This window comes from Bacillus sp. JJ783, assembly GCF_036963225.1.
Taxonomy (GTDB): Bacteria; Bacillota; Bacilli; order Bacillales; family Bacillaceae_G; genus Bacillus_A; species Bacillus_A cereus_U.
Window position 1 is genome coordinate 7284 of sequence record NZ_JBALMG010000070.1, and the last position, 18721, is coordinate 26004.

The following is an 18721-nucleotide window of genomic DNA, read 5'->3' on the forward strand; positions in this document are numbered from 1 at the left end:
GACACCAGCAAGAGAACAACGGTAGAGGATCTCAGCAAGGAAATATAAACGAAAATAACGGACCTAAAAATGAGGACAAAAACATTCCTGCCACACAACATCAAGGGAATGAAAAGAAGAATCCGTAGAATATTGAAGATGGAGATTCGTTTCATATTAGGACGGATATCATTTTGTACAGCAACCTCACCAAATGGTGAAATTCATTTGTAAGTTATTTGGGTTAGTTATTTGATTTCAAAGCTAAAAGGAACTTATTATTCTATATTCCTATTAAGCTATTTTGTATCAAAACCCTAGAAGGTTAGAGTTTGCATTTGTACTTAGAATAAGCAGAAAAGGAGTATGTAAAAAATATAATGGAGAAAAAAATTCAACAAGAGAAAGATAAATCAAAACCTGTTTTTTATGATCCTAAAGGAAGAAGAAAAAAAGCTTTTAGTTGGTTTCTATGTATCTTAATAGTTAGTATAAGTATTGTATTATATTTTTTCTTCCAAAGTATTTTTTCGACACCAGAAATTCCAAATATGAATCCTGCTGTAAAACAAGATACTAAACTTGTACCTATTAATCAAGAACTCAGCGACGAGCAGTTAAAGAAAGAAGAATTTAAAGCTAATACCGAAATGGAAAACGATGAAAATTCGGTGAATTCAACGAACGATAGCAAACAATCTAAAGAAGTGTATGGTTTTTATGTAAACTGGGATGAAAATAGTACTGCTTCTTTAAAAGAAAATATCGATTCTTTAACCACGTTAGTACCAGAATGGTATCACTTAAAAGCAGACTTAACAGTTAGTAGTGAGATAAAATCTGAGATTGTAAAGTTAGCAGAAAAAAATCATGTGAAAATTATGCCTTTACTTACTAACTATACAGAGGAAGCTTCTGGTCCTGATAGTGAACTTATTCATAAGTTATTGAGTTCTCCAGATCATGTAAAGACAACGTTTATTAACGATTTAGTAAAGCAGGTTGAAAAGAATCAATTTTCAGGTATTAATATTGACTTTGAGGCAATACCTGAAAGCGATAGAGAAAACTTAACAAATTTCATGATAGAACTTACAACGGTCTTTCATAAACATCATTTGCTTGTTACGCAAGATGTCCCCGCTAATGATAAGGCTTTTGATTATGGTGCGTTAGCCAAAGTAATAGATCGTATGATTGTAATGATGTATGACGAGCACTATGGAGCAGGGGTACCAGGACCAATTGCTTCAAATAAATGGTTTGAACATACGCTCAATGAACTAGACATTCCGTCTGAGAAACTTATAGTTGCTTTCGGTAACTATGGATATGATTGGGAAGTAAATAGTAAAGAACCTGCGAAGTCTGTAACTTTCTCAGAAGTTATGACAATGGCTCAGGATTCAAATATAAAAATTCAATGGGATAACATTAGTGGAAACCCTTATTTTCGATATAAAACAGGCGAGACAGAACATACTGCTTGGTTCTTAGATGGTGTTACTCTTTATAATCAAGTAAAAATCGCAATGAACAACAATGCAAAGGGATTTGCGTTATGGAGACTAGGAGCAGAAGATCCTACTATATGGAAAGTATTAAAGAATCCTATTGATGTACAAAAAAATCCTGATGCATTACATAAAATCGCTAGTTTAGATGAAGTGAATTATTCTGGACAAGGCGAAATTTTGCAGGTTGAGAATGAGAGACACAATGGACTGAGAGATTTTAAAGTAGACAAAAATGGTTATTTTACAGATGAAGTGTATCAATCACTGCCATCTGCATATGAAGTGCAACGATATGGAAAGCCAAAAGGCAAACAAATAGCATTAACATTTGATGATGGACCAGATCCGAAATATACACCGGAAATTCTAGATATATTAAAAGAGTATAAAATAAAAGCTGCCTTTTTTGTACTTGGTGAAAATGCGCAATTAAATCCTAGTATTGTTAAAAGAATATACGATGAAGGGCATGAAATTGGCAATCATACTTTCAAGCATCCTAACGTCGCTAATACGTCTTTGCTACGTACAAAAGTAGAACTTAATACAACTCAGCGCCTAATCCAGGAAATAACTGGGCATTCTACGGTTTTATTTAGGCCACCGTATGAAGCAGATGCTAACCCGGATTCATCAAATGAAATACTGCCTATTTTGCGTGCACAAAATATGAACTATACAATGGTGGCAGAAGAAGTTGATCCTGAGGATTGGGCGACTCCATCAACAAATGAATTAGTAAAGCGTACTCTTAATCCCATTTATAAGGGGGAGGGAAATGTTATTCTTCTCCATGATGCAGGAGGGAATCGTACCCATACGGTAGAGGCGCTGCCGATGATTATTAAAGATCTTAAAAAGAATGGATATAGTTTTGTAACAATTTCAGATTTAATGAATAAAGAACGAGATGAAGTTATGCCTCCCGTTTCTTCAGAGGATAAGCAATATTTACTTTACAATAAAGCTGTTTTTTCAGGAGCAGGATATTCTAAGCATATATTAACAACTATTTTTTATATTGCTATTGGATTAGGTATTTTCCGATTCCTATTTTTAATTTATTTTTCATTCAAGCAAAAAAAGAAAACAAACTCTCGTTTATTTGCTAATTCGTCTTATCGACCTTTTGTTAGTGTTGTGATAGCAGCATATAATGAAGAGAAGGTTATAGCTAAGACGATTCGCTCAATTTTGGATAGTAATTATAGAGAGTTTGAAGTTATTGTCGTTGATGACGGATCGAAAGATGATACGTCAAAAGTAATTCAAGAAACATTCTATAAACATCCTAAAGTTCGTTTAATTCAGAAAGAAAATGGTGGGAAATCATCCGCAATGAACTTAGGATTTCAAAAATCAACAGGAGAAATCATTGTCACTTTAGATGCGGATACAATTATTGCGCAAGACGCTATTTCTCTAATGATCAGACACTTTGAAGATCATAATGTAGCAGCAGTTTCAGGTAATGTCAAAGTGGGAAATAGACGGAACTTGTTAACTACTTGGCAACATGTTGAATATATTACAGGATTTAATTTAGAACGCAGAGCTTTTGATGAGTTAAATTGTATTACGGTAGTTCCAGGAGCTATTGGAGCATGGCGTAAAAAGAATGTAGTCGAATCTGGATATTTAAGCGAAGATACATTGGCAGAAGATACGGATCTTACTATTACATTTTTACGTGAAGGGCATAGAATCGTATATGAAGAAAAAGCGTATGCTTATACGGAGTCACCTGAAGATGTGAAAAGTCTTATTAAACAGCGATATCGTTGGTCATATGGTACACTCCAATGTCTTTGGAAACATCGAAAAGCATTGTTTAATGCAAAGCATAAAACATTAGGATTTATTGCATTGCCTAACATGTGGTTATTCCAATATGTTCTGCAATTCATTGCTCCTTTAGCAGATATATTAATGATTATGGGGCTATTTGGCAGCGATCCGCTAAAAGTTTTAGGATTTTATTTTGTATTCTTTTTAATGGATCTTCTCGCTTCTCTGTTTGCATTTAAATTAGAGAAGGAGAATCCTAAACCACTAGTATGGTTAATTTTACAACGCTTTATTTATCGTCAATTTATGACTTATGTTGTAATTAAATCTATATTTTCATCCATTCGAGGGGTAGCGGTAGGATGGAATAAACTAAAGAGAATGGGAAGTGTTGAGCATTCCCCTGAACATAAGGAGGCATCATAAGAGAGCAGATAATCTGCTCTCTTTTTGTTATTGACTTTAGTTAGTTGAGTCTAGAGAAGACGAAAAACCTTCCGTTAACCTGAAAAATCAAAATCTCCTATAACGAAATTTCTATTCATTATTGACTACTAATAGTGAGGCGTTATATGAAGAAACCCCTTTAGTTTCGGATTGAAGGGGTTTTTAAATATTTTTTTTAAATGACGGACACAAAATCGTATATCCTTTCGAATTATATATATGGATATCATTAATATTTATATAAAAGGGGAGTAAGAAATATGAAAGTAAAAAAAGAAATGTATGAAGAGGTTGCTGAAGCATTGAAGGTATTGGCGCATCCTGCCCGTTTATCTTTAATAGAAATAATGATTACAAAAGGCCCTACTAATGTAACAACAATGTATGAAACATTACAAATGCCTCAAAGTACAATTAGTCAACATTTATCCAAACTAAGAGCTGCTAAAATCGTTACAGGTACTCGGAAAGGATTAGAAATTTATTATGAAGTAACGGATAATCGTACAAAAGCAATATTATTAAGTTTGGTTTAAATGCTGACTTGCTTGAATTCAACAGTAAGATGAGGATAAGAAAGCAATTCTGTTCCCGTGAATTTTTAGAATTTTACATAAGGGCTATATTTATAAGAATATGTAATTTTCTTTCACTGCAGTTAATTCCTTTGAGAAATAAGCTTTTTTTCATTTTAGGGGTATTTTTTGCTAGCTTAATAGTGATATAACGATACCCCTATTATAAAATTTCAGAAGAACTCTTGACATAGAAGATGTAACAAAGTTGAGATGGTTCTTTTAGTCATTTAATCTTTTTATTTGATGATCTTTTCCCCATTCAAATAGTTCATTCATAATTTGCATTAAAGATTTTCCATGTTCGCTTATTGTGTACTCAACCTTTGGTGGTACTTCTTGATATACAGTACGATGGATAATCCCGTCAGCTTCAAGTTGCCGCAGCTGTTGTGTGAGAACTTTTTGCGTAATGTTTGGAATTTCTCGCTTGATTTCATTTGTTCGCATTTTTCCATCCGTCAAAATACATAAAATATGAACTTTCCATTTTCCGCCGATCACTTCGAGTGTCGTTGTGATTGGGCAGTCATCATTTTGATTCATATAACACCTCCACAGGTACTTCAAGGTTCCTATAGTACCTGAAAGTACGTACTTTTCAATTATATGTGACTCATTCATACTAATACTAAAGCGTTTGAATTATTTATAAGGGGGAAAAAATATATGAAAACACTTGTAATTGTAGCACATCCTGACATTGAAAAATCTCGAATTAATAAAAGATGGGTAGAAGAACTTGAGAAATATTCGGATGATATTACGGTACATGAATTATATAAAGTGGCACCGAATTGGGAGTTTAATATTGAAGAGGAACAAAAGCTGTTAGTAGAACACGATCGATATATTTTCCAATTTCCGCTTTACTGGTACAGCGCACCACCATTATTAAAAAAATGGTTCGATGATGTATTAACATATGGATTTGCGTACGGATCAAAGGGAGATAAAGTGAAGGGAAAAGAGTTTGGTTTAGCTATTTCTATGGGTGGATTAGAAAAAGACTATAAAAATAGCGGAATTACGATGGATGAGTTGACGAAACCATTTCATGCTACATGTCTATTTACAGGAATGGAATTTATACCTTCATTTTATTTATACGGAGCAGAATATGAAATCAGTGATGAAGAGATTGACATAAGTGCACCAGAGTATGTGCAATATGTTATGAATAAGAAGTATTCTAATATATAAGGAAAAGTAAAATCCAGTTATGTACAAAGCATAACTGGATTTTTGTTTATAAAAAACATAATAATTTACTAGATTTTGTATTTTGTGTAAAATAATAAAGAATATTCAATTAATAATTAAAGGAAGAGATATAAATGAAGCTGCCACTATTACAAGTAGAGACAGAGAGACTTATTATCCGTCCATTTCAAAAAGAGGATTATGAAAGTTGGTTAGATGGATTCAATAAGAGGTTACCATCCCAATATAAATACGATGATGGCTATCATGACATGTCGTCTTCAACAAAAGAATGGTTCACGGAATGGATAAGAGGATTTGATGAGGCGGCACGACGGGATGAAATGTACGTTCTAGGTATTTTTCGGAAAGAGGATGGCGCCAATATTGGAAAGCTAGAACTTATAAAAATTTTACGAATGGATTATCAATGGGCAATGATGGGCTACTCTATTCATAATCAATATTGGAAAAATGGATACGGAGTAGAAAGTGTAATAGCGGCGCTGCCGTTATTTTTTAATAGCCTTCAATTTCATAGAATTGAATTACATATACATATCGATAATGAGCCATCCGTTCGTCTTGCAGAAAGAGCTGGTTTTTCATTTGAATGTATGAGAGAGGCGTTTTCTATGGGGAACGGTAAGTGGGCAGATTTTCTTATTTATTATAAAAATAAGGAGACGGATATATGAGGGTACTTATTACAGGTGGAAATCGAGGATTAGGGTTACAGTTAGTAAAAGTATTTCATGAGAATGGGCATATCGTTTATCCGCTAGTTAGAAGTGTGGAAGCGATAGAACAGTTAAAACAGTTAAAACAGATGTTTTCTTCTAGATGTTTTCCTATATTAGCAGACTTGTCAGATGATGAGAGTACTGAGTGTATTAAGAAGCAAGTTGAGGAGTATACAGAGTATATTGATTTAGTTATAAATAACGCTGGAATTACTGGAAAGGAAACGGAGGTTTTACGTACCAATTCAGAAGAGTTAACGGACCTATTTAACGTTCATTGTTTAGGTGTTATTCGAGCTATAAAAGGTACATATCCGGCTTTAACTAAGTCGAACCATCCGAGAATTATTAATATATCCTCTCGGTTAGGGTCATTACATAAAATGGCGGCTAAAGAGTTTCCTCAAGGAGAGTTTTCGTATTCATATCGAATTGCGAAAGCAGCACAAAATATGTTAACACTCTGTTTACAGCAAGAGTTTGCGGATAAAGGAATTCGTGTAACCGCCATTCATCCAGGGAAATTAAAGACGGATATTGGTGCTTCTGATGCGAATATGACTCCTGCTGAAGGAGCTCAAAATATATATGATTGGATAATACATTCGAATGAGGATGTGTCAGGGAAGTTTATTGAGCCGGGTGTAGGTGAATTGAAATGGTAATGTACGATCTTTCAATTATTCAAAATGCATTTAGGTATTCTAAAAAATGTTAAATAGATTATCAAATGCAGTAATAATTGAAGATACAGAAGAAAGACCGGAATATATCCGGTCTTTCATTACCTGTTCAACACTTCAATATAAGAAGCATCTCCAGCTGTTCTAATAGTAGAGCGGAAATTATTGTGTTCTAAAGTTTCAGCAACTTGTTTTAATTGCTGTGCATCATCATGATGAATGAGTAAACTATCTGAACCACTTTCTTCTATATGAATATGTTCAACATTTCCAATCGCTTCATGTATAGCTTTTAAAAATTCAGGTTTCATATTGTCCTCCTATATGTATGTAACGTCGTTACATAGTATTTCCTTATTTTTGAAATATAAAAGTAGAAGAAAGGAGAAATGAAAATGCATATAACGCAGTTTAAAGAACATATTGCATCACTTTTTGAAGAGCATCTTAATAAATACGGTGATGACGAGTATGACTTCACTCACATTAGTAAAGAGGAATTTCACAAAATAGGTTACACGACAAATTTGACGCTAGAGACGATTGAAGAAGCATATCAAAATGGGGTTGATATGATACTTACACATCATGCGCCGTGGAGCTTTTTATTTGGTATGGAAGAGGCTTGTATTGAGAAATTAAAAGAATATGAAATGAATCATTTTTGGATTCATTTGCCGTTAGATTTTGTAAAGTTTGGCACGTGTACGTCGTTATTTAACGAAATTGGGATAGATACAATACTGGAATATTCCACGTATGAGGAAGAAGAGCTACCGGGAATAGGAGAATATAAAGAAGCGATTCCCTTTTCAAACTTAGTTGGAAAACTTGAAGAGAGAATGGAAGAGAAAGTGAAGAGTTGGAAAAACCATGATAAGCCAGTAAAACGGATTGCGATTTTAACAGGTGCAGGAAATAATACAAACCTTATTGAGCGTGCACTAGAAAAAGGTTGTGATACGTACATAACAGGAGAAAAAACATTATATACAGTACAACATGCGAAATTTAAAGACATTAACTTAATTGTAGGTAGTCACACATTTACAGAAGTATTTGGTGTGGAAAGTTTAGCTCGTAAGTTAAAAGAAAGAGATAATTCAATAGAAATTACTAGATTAAATGAAGATCATTTGGAGTGAGGGAAATGGTAACGATATATGCAAATTATGGGGAATCAAAGGTGAAGTTAACGTGGAAAAAAGATTGTATATTGCCAGAATACGAAAGAATTACGAGTGTTCACGGTTTTTGTTTTCATAATAAAAAGGTTTTACTAATAGACCATGAGCAGCGTGGTTGGGACTTTCCTGGTGGGCATATAGAAGAAGGGGAACTACCAGAAGAATGTTTTAAAAGAGAAGCGTGGGAAGAAGGTTATGTAAAAGGAGAATGTACTTTATTTGGATATATTATCGTTGACCATAGTGATAATCCAAATTGGAATGAAAATAGTCCGTATCCAAAAGTAGGGTATCAGCCGTTCTACCGGATGGAGATTAATGAAGTGCATAAGTTTGACGGTGAGTATGAATCCGATAAAAGGATGTTTGTTAGAGTAGAAGAGGGTGCAGCGTATCATTATAAATGGAATGAATTATATGATGAAATCTTGAAGGAAGCCGTTTTAATAAAATGAAAATTAATTTCTGTAATATCAAGATATTGGAAGGGATTCTCTTGTAATTGTCAAATAATAGTAAAGTTTTCTTTTGAATTGAGGGAATCTTCAGACGCGAGGGTGAGTGAATGGACATTTCAGTAATCGCTAAACAACTAGTTAATGAGAAGGTTATTTCACATTATCCAAATAGCATGAAAGTGTTGAGCGGAGGAACGACAAGTACTGTATATTTGTTGGATGGAAGATATGTTGTAAAGTTGAATAAATCGGAAGTGGTACGTGAAGAAGCTGATTTTCTTTCTTTTTATGATGGGAATACTTTATTTTCAACACTTTTGTTTAAGGATCCTTTAAACAGATATATTGTGTATTCCTTTCTTGTAGGGACTACTTCGTGCGAACTTGGGTATAAGAGGAGCACACTTTGTACACTTGTAAAAGAAGTAATTAATACGTATGAAATAGTTCCAGAGGTAGATAGATGGGGATGGAAAGATAGTCCTGTTCAATCTTGGGCAGAATTTTTATTAACAAATGTAATGAAAGTTCGTGAAAAATTGAGGCAGTACATAAGTGATGAAGAACATCAGCTTGTTCTTACACTTGTAAATAGTCCAAAAAGAAGTACTGGAATGGATAGGCCGTTTTTAATACATGGTGATCTTGGATTCCATAACTTAATATTTCGGGATAATAAGTTATATGGTGTGATAGATCCTTTACCAGTCTTAGGAGATCCTATATACGATTTAATTTACGCATTCTGTTCAACTCCGGAAGATTTAACAAAAGAAGTGATTGGTTATGCGATAAAACCATGTATATTTCATAAAAAAGAACGAGATTTATATGAGGAAATAGTCATAGGCTTATATTTACGTATAGATACGTGTATAAGACACCACCCAAAAGATTTAGAAGATTACTTAGTAGCTTGGCGTTATTGGATGAATGAGATTATGTTCGATAGCGAAAATAAGACGACATTATAGCACTTATATTTTGGGGGAGATATAGAAATGAACGTTTCAGAAGCGAAAAAAGATTTAGCGCAAAAAACGAAAAGGGGATTTCCTGTTGTACTAGCGGGTTTTCTATTTTGGATTATAGCAAGTATAACTGGTGTTGTTCTTTCTGAAAAACAAGTTGTGTGGGTATATTTAATTGGTATGGGTTGTGTGTTTCCTTTTGGCTTAATGTTAGCTGCCATATTAAAAATTGATATGTTTGCGAAAGGGAATCCGTTAGGGACTTTAGGTGGAGTAATTGGTGCGATTAATGTATTGAATATTCCGCTTGTGTTACTTGCATATTTTCAATTTCCAGAGTGGTTACCTTTTGTAGTGGCGGTGTTAGTGGGAGTTCATTTTTTACCGTATGTATGGATTTATGAGAGTAAAAGTTATGGATTATTATCAGTGGGAACTGTATTAGTAACGTCAGTATGTGGGATTCTTTTTGCGGAAAAAGGATTTACCGTAATTCCACTGGCGGTTACAGTTGTCTACTTTGTACTCTTATAAGCTTATCGATTGAAAATAAAAAAGCAGAAAACTATCAACAAATATCGGCGTAGTTAAAAATATAAGGATAGGAGAATGACTATGAACAATTTCGTTTGTACAACGTGTGGCGTTCAGTATGCAGCGAGTGTAGAAGAACCGATAAGTTGTCTTATTTGTGATGAGGAGAGACAATATATTAATCCGAAAGGGCAGTCTTGGACGACTTTAGAAAACTTGCAAACGAGTGATACATATAAAAATGAAATGATAGAAGAAGAAAATGGACTTTATAGTATTACGACAAAACCAGAATTTGCGATCGGTCAAACGGCATTTGTAGTAAAAACAGAGTCATATCGTTTACTATGGGATTGTATTACTTATTTAGATGAAACGACAGTTGAACAGATAAAAGAGTGGGGCGGATTAGATGCAATTGCACTATCTCATCCGCATTATTATTCAACACAAGTAGAATGGGCAGAAACATTTGATGTACCAATTTATATACATGAAGACGACCAAGAGTGGGTAATGCGCCCGAGTAGTCGTATCATTTATTGGACTGGCGAGTCTTTACGATTAGCGGATGGAATTACTGTTCATCGTCTCGGAGGGCATTTTAGTGGCGGTTCTGTATTACACTGGGAAGAAGGAAATGATGGGAAAGGTATTTTATTAACAGGTGATATTATTCAAGTTGTAGCGGATCAACAGTGGGTGAGCTTCATGTACAGCTATCCGAACTTAATTCCACTACCAGCAAGGAAAGTGGAGGAAATGGCGAATCGCGTGAAGCCGTTACAGTTTAATCGTTTATATAATACCTTTCACCGAGTAGTGAAAGAAAATGCAAATGAGGCAGTTGAACGGTCTGCGGAAAGATATATGAAAGCGATAGAAGGAAAGCTGTTTCATACGTAAAAGGAGAGTTAGCTTTATGAAAACGTTAGTATGCTTTGGGGATAGTATTACAGCTGATGAAACATTTTTTGATGGAACGCCGAGGTTAACACCACGTTTGCAAGAGATGTTTCCAAATTGGAAAGTGGTTAATGCAGGTGTTCCAGGTGATAATACGTTTGATACACTACAAAGGATTGAAGAGGATGTATTATTGCATGAACCAGATTTCGTAACAGTTTTTCTTGGTACGAATGATTCGGTGTTATTTGATCCAGTTCCATTACAGTCGTACAAAGAAAATTTAGAGAAAATTGTAAGTGCGATCTCACCAGAAAAAGTATTACTTATTAGTCCTGCACCAGTTGATGAAGAAAGACAACGTAATAGAACGAATGAAGTACTCGGTCAGTATGTAGCGGCGGTAGAGGAAGTAGCAAGAAAAACAGGGAGCCATTTTCTCAATTTATATGCTGAGATGATTCAAGAAGAAAATTATAAAATATTCGTAGAAGATGCAGAAAAAGATGGATTACACTTTGGAGCAGAAGGTTATGAGTATTTAGCGAAGTTAATTTGTGAAAAGTTAAAAGGAATTCTGTAAGAAGCAAAGCGTGGGTGCTTTGCTTTTTTTGTATTTCTTATCATGAATTAGCTGAATCACAGAAGTAGACGATTCCTGTACTAAATGTTTAGTACCTATAGCACTTTAAAGTACATACATTTTTAATGAGTTAAATATAATTCATAATAGCACCAGTAAGAAGAAAACAAGCTTTACGGTACTATAGAGAATTTAAAAAAATGCCAATGTGGTATAAAACAATTAGGGAGGTTAAAGATATGAGTGCTTCAAATTTGAGTGAAATAAGTAAACAAATATTAATAGAGGAGGAAACACTTCAATTTTCCTCTTTTACAAATGAAGATGCCTTGCAATTAGGCTTATATATCGTTGAAACAGCAAAGCGAGAGGGGAAATTGATTGCTGTTGATATAGCGAAAAATGGTGTGCAATTATTTCATTTCAAGATGACAGGGACAACTGAGGAAAATACGAAATGGATTGAGCGTAAAAAACGGGTCGTTTCTCTGCATAATCATAGCTCGTATTATATGCAGATAGAAAGTGAAATAAGCGGAATTCCATATCATGAAAAATACCGTTTAGATGGCTCGGAATATGCTGCGTTTGGTGGATGCTTTCCTATCCAAATAAAAAACGTAGGGGTTATTGGGATGATAACAGTCTCAGGATTACCACCAGAAGTAGATCATGAATTGGTTATAAGAGCAGTTAAAAATCATTTAAATCAATAATAGAAGTAATTTTAAAGGTTAAATAAAAAGGCAAAAATGAACATATTCCTGTTCGTTTTTGCCTTTTTATTATTTCTTTTTCGGTCTACGTACTAACTCGCCGCCACAATTCGGGCAAACGTTTTGTCTTTCCTCTGTACATGGTGCACAAAATGTACATTCATACACGCATATGTATGCTTCAGAATCGGGCTGAAGGGAATGGTCGCAAATTTGACAGTTTGTTTTCATTTCTAATGCCATTGTAATCCTCCTTATTATTCGAAAGTTCATAATTTAATTATAATTAATATTGTAGTGGAAGTCCTTTTTAAATGAAAAGAAATAAAAGGATTATGTTGTTGTTTGAAATGAAATAGGTCCATTTGTTTTTAAATTGATTATTTAGTGTAGTTGGAATATTATGAAATAGTCAAAAGACAACAGGGGGTATATATTTTGACTAATCATAACGATTATTTTCATGTAGAAGAGGATGTAAATCACAATAGTTTAAAAGCGGATTGTGAAAAATGTTTTGGTTTATGTTGTGTAGCATTACCGTTCGCGGCATCAATAGATTTTGCGGTGAATAAAGATGGTGGTAAACCTTGTGCAAATTTACAATCAGATTATAAATGTAGTATACATAGAGATCTTAGAGGAAAAGGGTATAAAGGTTGTACAGTATTTGAATGTTTCGGTGCTGGACAAAAGATTTCTCAAGTTACGTTTAAAGGAATTGATTGGCGGAAAGATGCCAATCATGCGAGAGAAATGTATGATGCTTTTCCGGTAATGCATCAGCTTCATGAAATGCTGTGGTATTTGAATGAGGCTATTCTATTAAAGGCGACGCAGACAATTCATAAAGAGCTGAAGGAAGCAATTGAAGAGACAGAACGCCTATCGAATTTAAGTCCGGATGAGTTAATGAAAGTAAATGTGCCATTACACCGTGCAGACGTGAACATTCTCCTTTTAGAGACGAGTGAATTAGTATGGAAGGAAATGAATGTTGCACGTAAAAAACGAATCAGTCATCGCGGAGCAGACCTTATGGGAGCGAATCTGAAAAAGAAAGATTTACAAGGAGCAAATTTAAGAGGGGCTTATCTTATTGCGGCTAATTTACGAGATGCAAATTTAAGGGGAGCGGATCTCATCGGAGCAGACTTGCGAGATGCAGACATTCGCGGGACAGATTTTACAAATAGTATTTTTCTTACGCAAGTTCAAATTAATGCGGCGAAAGGGGACAAACATACGAAATTACCGAAATTGTTGTCTCGTCCAGGTCATTGGACTGCGTAAAGAGTATGGAGTGAAATAGTTTGGATATTTTTCAGTATTTAGAGGGAATGCAGGGAGACGTATTTTCGTTATCAGTATCTCAAATAGAATCGAAGTATTATGATATTTGTAGCACGTTAGCATCAAGTGAGCATGCGGAGCGCATTAAATTGATTCCATTAGATTTATACAAGGAAAGTATGAGAATTGGTTTGAAAGAAGCGTTAGAAATTGCTGAAAGTGAAGAAGCGAAGGCGATTTATTTTGAGTATGATCTTGATAATGAGTGGGATAGTCAGTTCTATATTTGTGACGATTACATGTTTTTTGAAGAAGATGATGAGGATTGGGCCAGTGATTGGACGGATGAAATAGAAGGACCGTCTTTAGGAGAGTTAGCTGATATTTATGGTGAAAATGGCTTTGATTCAGATAAAAGGGCTGTAGGTATTACTTTATATTTAATTGCGAGAACAGTGTGTAGTTTTATAAGTGCATGTAGTGGAGTGCAAAGTAATATACCAATTTGTATAGGATTCCATGATCAAGACCCAATTATACGAACAGGCAGAGACTAAGTCTCTGCCTGTTTTTTTATACTATTTTTGCTTTTCAAAAGTAGTAATTATAACACTACATATAATAAGGATACCACCAATGAAAAAGTTACTGCTTAACGTCTCATTTAATAGGAGCCAGCCAAGTATTGAACCGACGATAGGTTGGAAGAAGAAAAATAATGAACCGATGCTAGCATCCATTAATTCTAATCCTTTATTCCAAAGGAAAAATGCACCTGCGGTTGAGAAGATTCCTAAATAGAGTACTCCTAATAATACGTACATGTTCATATGTTCAATAGGAGTTGATTGGAATTCCCACACCATAAAAGGTGTAATGAAAAAGAGTGAAAAGAATATTGCATACGTTGTAATAATTAAAGATGAAAATCGAGTTGAAGCGATTTTTACATAAATGGACAGTAAAGCCCATGTAACAGCGGCTCCAACTAAAATGATTGTACCGATAAAATAGGAGCCGATTTCAATATCCCATCCGATAACGATAATGACACCGATTGTCGCTATGATAGTAGATAAAAGTCTACGAGTGGTTAGTTTTTCTTTTAAAATAAGCGCTGCAAATATAACTATAAATGCAGGTGTAGCTGATGTTACTAAAGAGCCTGTATGAGCGTCGGATAATTTTGTCCCGATGAATTGACATGTAATCGAAATGAAGTATCCGATGAAGCCAATCCAAGCGAATAATAGCCAATCTTTTTTGTGTATGGTTACTTTTTTCTTTTGCTTTTTTTCAGTTGTTTTCAAAATCGCATATAAAACAACAAAAGCGATAATAAAGCGTAGCCAAACGAGTGTAAGTGGTGGGATAAAGTCGAGTACGTATTTACTAACGACGTACATACCGCCCCAAATACTTGCTGCTAGTGATAAACATATAGCTCCTAAAATTGTTTGTTTCATTTGAATGACCTCCGTCTATTTTTAGGGTTATGATTTATTCCCTAAGACGAGGCATGGCGCACTTGTCCCGCATTAACGGGCAGTAAAACTCCCACCTCAAAATTCAGCGAAAGCAAAGAAGTTAGGCGGTGGATCAACTGCCCGTAAATGCCCGATTGGTGAAGGCTAATAATCAGTGGGGGATGAAGAAAACCCCCACTGATTAAAGTTTCACTTTATTATATGAATGCCCGTCTTAGATTATAGACGGCCTACAGGTTGATCGTTTTCGAATGAAGTGTTGTAGTACATGAGCGTAGCCTCCCTTCTTCTTTTATAATGATATTATAACTTAATCTTCTGATTATTGTAGAGCGTTATGAAATTGTGTATAAAATGTGCATAACAAACCGTCACGTTTGACTGTACAGTTTATGTATTGTATGATAATAGTAATATAAACAAGGGGGGAAGATCGTTGGGAAGGTGTATCGAATCGGACAGTTGGCTCTCATGGCTCACGTGTCGAAACGAACGATTGATTATTATACGAATCTAGGAATCTTAAAAGCGGAGCGATCTCAATCTAATTATCGCTATTACGACGAAACAGCATTTGAGACATTACAATTTATTGAGAAGTGCAAAGAAATGCATATGCCGCTTTGTGAGATTAAAGAGAGAATCGAGGAGAAGAAAAAGCTGCTCGGTATCAATGAACACGTTTCGAAACAAGTGAATGAAGTGACAGACCATATTCATAGATTAGAAGCAGAGCTAACGGAGTTAAAGCCTCTTTTAGATGAATTGACTGATTCACAACGTGAAAAAATATCGAAATCTTTATCAGGTCAAACGACAGCTTTAATACAGACACTTATTCTATTATTATAGAATAAGTGAAATCCGACCTCTTTAATTTTTGTATCGGGCTATGTTTTCTAACGAACAAATAAGAAAACATTATAGTATACAGGAGGTGGACACCTTAGTTTTTTAACTAAGGGGATTCATTGGAAATATTTAATTTAGTCATGGTTGCGATTTTAATCGCATTTACTGGATTTTTCGTAGCAGCAGAGTTTGCGATTGTTAAGATACGTTCAAGTCGCATTGATCAGCTTGTTGCGGAAGGGAAACGCGGTGCGTTAGCAGCGAAAAAGGTAACAACAAATTTAGATGAATATTTATCTGCTTGTCAATTAGGTATTACAGTTACAGCGATGGGACTTGGTTGGTTAGGTGAACCGACGATAGAAAAATTATTACACCCGTTATTTGAGAAATGGAACTTAAATCCTTCTATCTCATCAGTAGTAACATTTGGTCTTGCATTTATGACGATGACGTACTTGCACGTTGTAGTTGGGGAATTAGCTCCGAAAACGATGGCAATTCAAAAAGCTGAAAAAGTGACATTGTTATTAGCAGGTCCGTTAATGATATTCTATAAAGTTATGTATCCATTTATTTGGGTATTGAATGGTTCTGCTCGTGTTGTAACTGGTTTATTCGGTTTGAAGCCAGCTTCTGAACATGAAGTAGCTCATACAGAAGAAGAGTTACGTCTTATTCTTTCAGAGAGCTACGAAAGTGGAGAAATTAATCAAGCTGAATACAAGTATGTAAATAATATCTTTGAATTTGATAATCGCATTGCGAAAGAAATCATGGTACCGCGTACAGAAATCGTTGGTTTCTATCTTGAAGATTCAGTAGAAGAACACATGAAAGTAATCCAAAATGAACGATACACACGTTATCCGATTTTTGGAGAAGATAAAGATGATATTATCGGTATGGTCAATGTAAAAGATTTTTTTATTCGATATATGAACAACGATCAAGAAGATTTATCATCGATTCGCACGTATATGCGTCCGATTATTGAAGTTATGGAAACGACTCCAATTCATGATTTATTACTGCAAATGCAGAAGAAGCGAATTCCAATGGCTGTTTTATATGATGAGTACGGAGGAACAGCTGGAATTGTAACGCTTGAAGATATATTGGAGGAAATCGTCGGCGAAATTCGTGATGAATATGATGAAGATGAAGCACCACCAATTCAACATGTGAACGAGTATCATAAAATTGTTGATGGAAAAGTGCTTATCACAGAAGTAAAAGATTTGTTTGGATTACACATTGAAGAAGACGATGTGGATACAATCGGTGGATGGATTATGATGCAAAATCATGAAATCGAAGAAGGACAATGCGTTGAAGCAGAAGGCTATGAATTTAAAGTGTTAGAAAAAGATGCTTATCAAATTAAACGTGTTGAAATTCAAAAAATGGATCATGAACAAGAACAAGAGAAAGCAGCAACTGTGTAAGTTGCTGCTTTTCTTCTGACACATAATAAAATGTGAAATTAGGAGCGGATATTTTGATTCAAGTAGCCTTACGTGTATATCGATTACAATTGTATACGATCTTTAGTGGTTTACTACTAATGTGGGCGGTTACTCCGTTTGGAAAACAAGTGACAGGATTCGGTATTGGATTAGCTGTAAGTGCATACTGTCTTTGGTTATTAGCTCGCAGAGTTGAAAAATTAGGAAGAAGTATTGTGATGAAAGAAAAGGCTCCTGGATTAGGAGTTCTAAACCGATTTGCAGCCGCAATATTAGGGGCTATCATTATGTATGAAATTGAGCATGAAATGGAAATGTGGGCATTTGGTACTGGAATATTAGGTGGACACTTTTTAATGATTGCGAATTTAGCCTATGCAAATATGCAGCTAGTAAAAGAAGAAGAGAAACAAAGAGAACATGCTTCGAAAAACATAGAGTTATGAGGAAAGGGACCTAATCTGGTTCCTTTTTTGCGTTTAAAAATAAATGATATAATACGAGTGATTTACTGGTATTTATCGGATTTACGCCAAATATAATACGCTTATTTTTGAGGCATTTCAATAGTATGAAAAAAAATTAAAAAAAATTAAAAAACCCATCGATTTCTAAAGCTTATGTATGTTATCATGACAAAAGAATTTGCGAAAGAGGTGGATACCAATGTTACAAGCGTTACTTATTTTTGTGCTTCAAATTATTTACGTTCCAACTTTAACAATCCGTACGATTTTGCTTGTAAAGAATCAAACAAGATCCGCTGCAGGTGTAGGATTGTTAGAAGGAGCAATTTACATTGTCAGTTTAGGTATTGTATTTCAAGATTTATCAAATTGGATGAACATTGTTGCCTATGTCATCGGCTTTAGTGCGGGACTATTATTAGGCGGTTATATAGAGAATAAATTAGCAATTGGATATATTACGTATCAAGTTAGTTTACTAGACCGTTGTAATGAATTAGTAAATGAATTACGCCATTCTGGATTTGGCGTTACAGTATTTGAAGGTGAAGGAATAAATTCTATACGTTATCGCTTAGATATCGTTGCGAAGCGTTCAAGAGAAAAAGAACTTTTAGAAATTATTAATGAAATTGCACCGAAAGCGTTTATGTCTTCTTATGAAATCCGTTCGTTTAAAGGTGGATACTTGACGAAAGCGATGAAGAAGAGAGCGTTAATGAAGAAGAAGAAAGATGAGCATGCATCGTAAGAAAAGGGAGTAGCTGAGAAGCTACTCTTTTTTTGTTAGCGAATATCATCAATCTGAAAGGAAAATGAGGCCATCACGTATAAAGTGAAACTTTAATCAGTGGGGGTTTTGT

The 18721-nt window shown here is 34.7% G+C and carries 21 protein-coding genes and 1 pseudogene; 18 read left to right on the forward strand and 4 right to left on the reverse strand.

Annotated elements, in window-relative coordinates; all coding sequences use genetic code 11:
• Positions 1–359 precede the first annotated feature (359 nt).
• Positions 360–3710: a glycosyltransferase gene (locus V7038_RS15550; RefSeq protein ID WP_002110949.1), complete on the forward strand. Its 3351-nt coding sequence runs from the start codon at positions 360–362 to the stop codon at positions 3708–3710.
• 281 nt (positions 3711–3991) lie between these two features.
• Positions 3992–4267 carry an ArsR/SmtB family transcription factor gene (locus V7038_RS15555; protein ID WP_002199818.1) on the forward strand — a complete coding sequence of 92 codons (276 nt, stop codon included), beginning with the start codon at positions 3992–3994 and terminating at the stop codon, positions 4265–4267.
• A gap of 261 nt (positions 4268–4528) precedes the next feature.
• On the opposite strand, the gene V7038_RS15560 is transcribed toward V7038_RS15555, so the two are convergent.
• Entirely contained in the window at positions 4529–4852 is a 324-nt protein-coding gene (locus tag V7038_RS15560; protein ID WP_070128823.1) for a winged helix-turn-helix transcriptional regulator, read from the reverse strand.
• 123 nt (positions 4853–4975) lie between these two features.
• On the opposite strand from V7038_RS15560, the gene V7038_RS15565 reads away from it, so the two are divergent.
• The 3 genes from V7038_RS15565 (at position 4976) to V7038_RS15575 (ending at position 6917) form a co-directional block, all read left to right on the forward strand.
• Positions 4976–5509 (forward strand): NAD(P)H-dependent oxidoreductase, encoded by a 534-nt coding sequence (locus tag V7038_RS15565; RefSeq protein WP_335470820.1) that lies wholly within the window; start codon positions 4976–4978, stop codon positions 5507–5509.
• A gap of 134 nt (positions 5510–5643) precedes the next feature.
• Complete coding sequence (locus tag V7038_RS15570) at positions 5644–6207, forward strand: GNAT family N-acetyltransferase (RefSeq protein ID WP_070139728.1); 564 nt, start codon at positions 5644–5646, stop codon at positions 6205–6207.
• Positions 6204–6917 carry an SDR family NAD(P)-dependent oxidoreductase gene (locus V7038_RS15575; RefSeq protein WP_335470823.1) on the forward strand — a complete coding sequence of 238 codons (714 nt, stop codon included), beginning with the start codon at positions 6204–6206 and terminating at the stop codon, positions 6915–6917. Before V7038_RS15570 ends, V7038_RS15575 begins: the two co-directional genes overlap by 4 nt.
• A gap of 119 nt (positions 6918–7036) precedes the next feature.
• Here the strand turns inward: V7038_RS15575 and V7038_RS15580 are convergent, their stop codons facing one another.
• Positions 7037–7246, reverse strand: coding sequence for a hypothetical protein (locus tag V7038_RS15580; RefSeq protein ID WP_002121018.1), 210 nt, complete (start codon positions 7244–7246; stop codon positions 7037–7039).
• An 84-nt stretch (positions 7247–7330) separates the two neighbouring features.
• Between V7038_RS15580 and V7038_RS15585 the strand changes: the two genes are divergently transcribed.
• From V7038_RS15585 to V7038_RS15615, 7 genes and pseudogenes are all read left to right on the forward strand, one after another.
• Complete coding sequence (locus V7038_RS15585; protein WP_002110940.1) at positions 7331–8080, forward strand: Nif3-like dinuclear metal center hexameric protein; 750 nt, start codon at positions 7331–7333, stop codon at positions 8078–8080.
• A 5-nt stretch (positions 8081–8085) separates the two neighbouring features.
• The gene (locus tag V7038_RS15590; protein WP_002110939.1) at positions 8086–8577 is read left to right on the forward strand and encodes an NUDIX hydrolase; all 492 of its coding nucleotides are present in this window, start codon (positions 8086–8088) and stop codon (positions 8575–8577) included.
• Positions 8578–8687: 110 nt separating this feature from the next.
• A complete protein-coding gene (locus V7038_RS15595; protein ID WP_070170446.1) occupies positions 8688–9554 on the forward strand; it encodes a phosphotransferase in 867 nt (288 codons plus the stop codon).
• A 27-nt stretch (positions 9555–9581) separates the two neighbouring features.
• Positions 9582–10138: pseudogene (locus V7038_RS15600) on the forward strand (DUF7010 family protein).
• Between the two features lie 28 nt (positions 10139–10166).
• Positions 10167–10991: a hypothetical protein gene (locus V7038_RS15605; protein WP_335470826.1), complete on the forward strand. Its 825-nt coding sequence runs from the start codon at positions 10167–10169 to the stop codon at positions 10989–10991.
• A 16-nt stretch (positions 10992–11007) separates the two neighbouring features.
• On the forward strand, positions 11008–11574 hold the full coding sequence (locus V7038_RS15610; protein WP_335470828.1) for an SGNH/GDSL hydrolase family protein: 567 nt from the start codon (positions 11008–11010) through the stop codon (positions 11572–11574).
• Positions 11575–11813: 239 nt separating this feature from the next.
• A complete protein-coding gene (locus V7038_RS15615; RefSeq protein WP_070128819.1) occupies positions 11814–12290 on the forward strand; it encodes a heme-degrading domain-containing protein in 477 nt (158 codons plus the stop codon).
• A 69-nt stretch (positions 12291–12359) separates the two neighbouring features.
• Here V7038_RS15615 and V7038_RS15620 read toward each other — a convergent pair whose 3' ends face one another.
• The gene (locus V7038_RS15620) at positions 12360–12533 is read right to left on the reverse strand and encodes a DUF1272 domain-containing protein (RefSeq protein ID WP_001162783.1); all 174 of its coding nucleotides are present in this window, start codon (positions 12531–12533) and stop codon (positions 12360–12362) included.
• Positions 12534–12728: 195 nt separating this feature from the next.
• Here V7038_RS15620 and V7038_RS15625 point away from each other — a divergent pair, with 195 nt between their 5' ends.
• The gene (locus tag V7038_RS15625; RefSeq protein ID WP_070128818.1) at positions 12729–13583 is read left to right on the forward strand and encodes a pentapeptide repeat-containing protein; all 855 of its coding nucleotides are present in this window, start codon (positions 12729–12731) and stop codon (positions 13581–13583) included.
• A gap of 20 nt (positions 13584–13603) precedes the next feature.
• Positions 13604–14140 carry a hypothetical protein gene (locus V7038_RS15630; protein ID WP_070128817.1) on the forward strand — a complete coding sequence of 179 codons (537 nt, stop codon included), beginning with the start codon at positions 13604–13606 and terminating at the stop codon, positions 14138–14140.
• 21 nt (positions 14141–14161) lie between these two features.
• Here the strand turns inward: V7038_RS15630 and V7038_RS15635 are convergent, their stop codons facing one another.
• The gene (locus V7038_RS15635) at positions 14162–15049 is read right to left on the reverse strand and encodes a DMT family transporter (protein WP_070128816.1); all 888 of its coding nucleotides are present in this window, start codon (positions 15047–15049) and stop codon (positions 14162–14164) included.
• Between the two features lie 465 nt (positions 15050–15514).
• Here V7038_RS15635 and V7038_RS15640 point away from each other — a divergent pair, with 465 nt between their 5' ends.
• The 4 genes from V7038_RS15640 to V7038_RS15655 all read left to right on the forward strand — a co-directional run bounded on the left by V7038_RS15640 (position 15515) and on the right by V7038_RS15655 (position 18609).
• A complete protein-coding gene (locus V7038_RS15640; RefSeq protein WP_033710905.1) occupies positions 15515–15922 on the forward strand; it encodes a MerR family transcriptional regulator in 408 nt (135 codons plus the stop codon).
• A gap of 119 nt (positions 15923–16041) precedes the next feature.
• Positions 16042–17370, forward strand: coding sequence for a hemolysin family protein (locus V7038_RS15645; protein ID WP_002110921.1), 1329 nt, complete (start codon positions 16042–16044; stop codon positions 17368–17370).
• A gap of 53 nt (positions 17371–17423) precedes the next feature.
• Positions 17424–17837, forward strand: coding sequence for an ATP synthase subunit I (locus tag V7038_RS15650; protein ID WP_002110920.1), 414 nt, complete (start codon positions 17424–17426; stop codon positions 17835–17837).
• Between the two features lie 220 nt (positions 17838–18057).
• Positions 18058–18609, forward strand: a complete 552-nt coding sequence (locus V7038_RS15655; RefSeq protein WP_002110919.1) for a DUF2179 domain-containing protein — start codon at positions 18058–18060, stop codon at positions 18607–18609.
• Positions 18610–18721 lie beyond the last annotated feature (112 nt).

Bases quoted from the DNA above. Each gene is read 5' to 3' on its own strand.
- V7038_RS15590 (WP_002110939.1), top strand. From the start codon at position 8,086: ATGGTAACGATATATGCAAATTATGGGGAATCAAAGGTGAAGTTAACG.
- V7038_RS15605 (WP_335470826.1), top strand. From the start codon at position 10,167: ATGAACAATTTCGTTTGTACAACGTGTGGCGTTCAGTATGCAGCGAGT.
- V7038_RS15585 (WP_002110940.1), top strand. From the start codon at position 7,331: ATGCATATAACGCAGTTTAAAGAACATATTGCATCACTTTTTGAAGAG.
- V7038_RS15580 (WP_002121018.1), bottom strand. From the start codon at position 7,246: ATGAAACCTGAATTTTTAAAAGCTATACATGAAGCGATTGGAAATGTT.
- V7038_RS15555 (WP_002199818.1), top strand. From the start codon at position 3,992: ATGAAAGTAAAAAAAGAAATGTATGAAGAGGTTGCTGAAGCATTGAAG.
- V7038_RS15550 (WP_002110949.1), top strand. From the start codon at position 360: ATGGAGAAAAAAATTCAACAAGAGAAAGATAAATCAAAACCTGTTTTT.
- V7038_RS15575 (WP_335470823.1), top strand. From the start codon at position 6,204: ATGAGGGTACTTATTACAGGTGGAAATCGAGGATTAGGGTTACAGTTA.
- V7038_RS15560 (WP_070128823.1), bottom strand. From the start codon at position 4,852: ATGAATCAAAATGATGACTGCCCAATCACAACGACACTCGAAGTGATC.
- V7038_RS15610 (WP_335470828.1), top strand. From the start codon at position 11,008: ATGAAAACGTTAGTATGCTTTGGGGATAGTATTACAGCTGATGAAACA.
- V7038_RS15570 (WP_070139728.1), top strand. From the start codon at position 5,644: ATGAAGCTGCCACTATTACAAGTAGAGACAGAGAGACTTATTATCCGT.
- V7038_RS15615 (WP_070128819.1), top strand. From the start codon at position 11,814: ATGAGTGCTTCAAATTTGAGTGAAATAAGTAAACAAATATTAATAGAG.
- V7038_RS15595 (WP_070170446.1), top strand. From the start codon at position 8,688: ATGGACATTTCAGTAATCGCTAAACAACTAGTTAATGAGAAGGTTATT.
- V7038_RS15635 (WP_070128816.1), bottom strand. From the start codon at position 15,049: ATGAAACAAACAATTTTAGGAGCTATATGTTTATCACTAGCAGCAAGT.
- V7038_RS15620 (WP_001162783.1), bottom strand. From the start codon at position 12,533: ATGGCATTAGAAATGAAAACAAACTGTCAAATTTGCGACCATTCCCTT.
- V7038_RS15655 (WP_002110919.1), top strand. From the start codon at position 18,058: ATGTTACAAGCGTTACTTATTTTTGTGCTTCAAATTATTTACGTTCCA.
- V7038_RS15565 (WP_335470820.1), top strand. From the start codon at position 4,976: ATGAAAACACTTGTAATTGTAGCACATCCTGACATTGAAAAATCTCGA.